1 protein-coding gene and 1 pseudogene are annotated in these 1,708 nt (G+C 40.4%); both read left to right on the top strand.

What is annotated here, in order from left to right; genetic code table 11:
- Window positions 1–661, top strand: a pseudogene (locus IEU71_RS10055) (adhesin); the annotation flags it as partial.
- A gap of 88 nt (window positions 662–749) precedes the next feature.
- Window positions 750–1,708: serine-rich aggregation substance UasX (gene uasX / locus IEU71_RS10050; RefSeq protein WP_188349658.1), on the top strand; the 959-nt coding region annotated here is incomplete at its 3' end.

The raw sequence follows: 1,708 nt of genomic DNA, 5'->3' as shown, positions 1-1,708 counted from the left end.
TGCCAATGGTGACGGTTCAGAAACAATCACAGTTTCATCAATTGAGCTGTATTCGTACACTTATACGAACTATTATCAAAACTCGGCTGTTAACCAAAACATTAACTTTCATGTTTATGATTTGAACGGTAAGGAATTGTTCTCTGTTTATCATAACGGAAATACAACCTTTACCAAGAACATCAATACCACGACTGCGATTAACAAGACGTTCACATTAGCACCTAATGCGACAAGTTCGGCTATTCAATTCTTGACAGTTGATGATAACTGGATTTGGAATACACATGGTCAAGTGGAATGGCAAATTAAAAATACTAATGTGACACCAAAGTCACCAACGTATGAACAAAAGCCAACGGCATTAGTTGCGCCAAAGGCAAGTGTTCATAAGATTATAGTAGCCGATATGCCAACGGCTGATAAGCCACAGGTACAACAAGTTGAGGTGCATTATTACAACATTAAGAAGACACCTAAGGTTGAAAAAACAGTAACGACTTCAACACCAGCCACACCAAAGGTAGTTGAGACGGCAAGTATTTTGCCAACAACACATGCTAATGAAAATCAGGGTGGTGCGTTGTTAAGTGCAATGGCTGGGTTAGCAAGTCTTGGTTTGGCTTTTGGTATTTCTAAAAAAGGTAAAAAGCAAAACTAATTAAAAAAAAGATCTCGTGACGTTATCACATAATATAACCAAATGGGGTGTGAAGCCCAATCAATAAAATTGTTAGGAGACAATAAACATGTTGCAAAAACAACTTTTAATTGCAGGGTCTGTGTTAGGGGCTTTAGCATTAGGTCATCAAGCAGTTAGTGCTGATACTGTACCAACCACAACTGATACTAGTACAGCACAATCAGTACAAGCAACAACTAAGGCGTTGCCACAAGTTAAGGCAGTTGTATTAAGTGCTACGACTGATGTTGTGAGTGATGCCAGTTCAACCGTAGATGACGGAACGACCATTGACAATGGTGGCTCATCAACCGATGACGGTACCACAGTAGATAACGGAGGTAGTTCTTCATCATCTGATAATGGCGGTTCAAGTTCATCAAGTGAAAATGGTGGCGGTGGTTCATCATCAAGTAATAACGGTAGCGGTTCTTCATCAACCGATGACGGTACAACCGTAGATAATGGTGGTAGTTCTTCATCATCTGGTAATGGCAGTTCAAACTCATCAAGTGATAACGGTAGTAGTTCTTCATCTGATAATGGCGGTTCAAACTCATCAAGTGATAACAGTAGTAGTTCTTCATCATCTGATAATGGTGGTTCAAGCTCATCAAGTGATAACAATGGTTCATCATCAAATGGTGGCGGTACGGATAGTTCAACGGCTGGTGGTAATGGGTCATCAAGCGATAATAACACTGTTCCACTTACACCAACAACGCCTGACACAAACAATCAAGGCGAAGTCAACCATGTTAAGCCAGTTGAAGTAACACCTGATAATTCAGGAAATGTTGTTTCAGTGCCAACACAAGTTGCTAGTGTACCTAGTGTTGCTCGTGCAGTTGAAGCTTATAATCAAGCACTAACTGCTAATGACAAAGATGCGACAAAAGCACCAGTTGTTGAAGCAAAGCAAAAACTTGATGATGCCGTGGCTAAAGCATTGCCATTAACACATGCCACAGAAAAGTCATCTATGGGTGGTAATGGCATTTTGGCATTGGCAATGTCTGGTTTAGT

Origin of the sequence: Leuconostoc falkenbergense, assembly GCF_014634805.1 — a bacterium.
In the GTDB taxonomy this organism is placed as follows: Bacteria; Bacillota; Bacilli; order Lactobacillales; family Lactobacillaceae; genus Leuconostoc; species Leuconostoc falkenbergense.
This window is presented reverse-complemented; position numbering and strand designations above follow the sequence as displayed.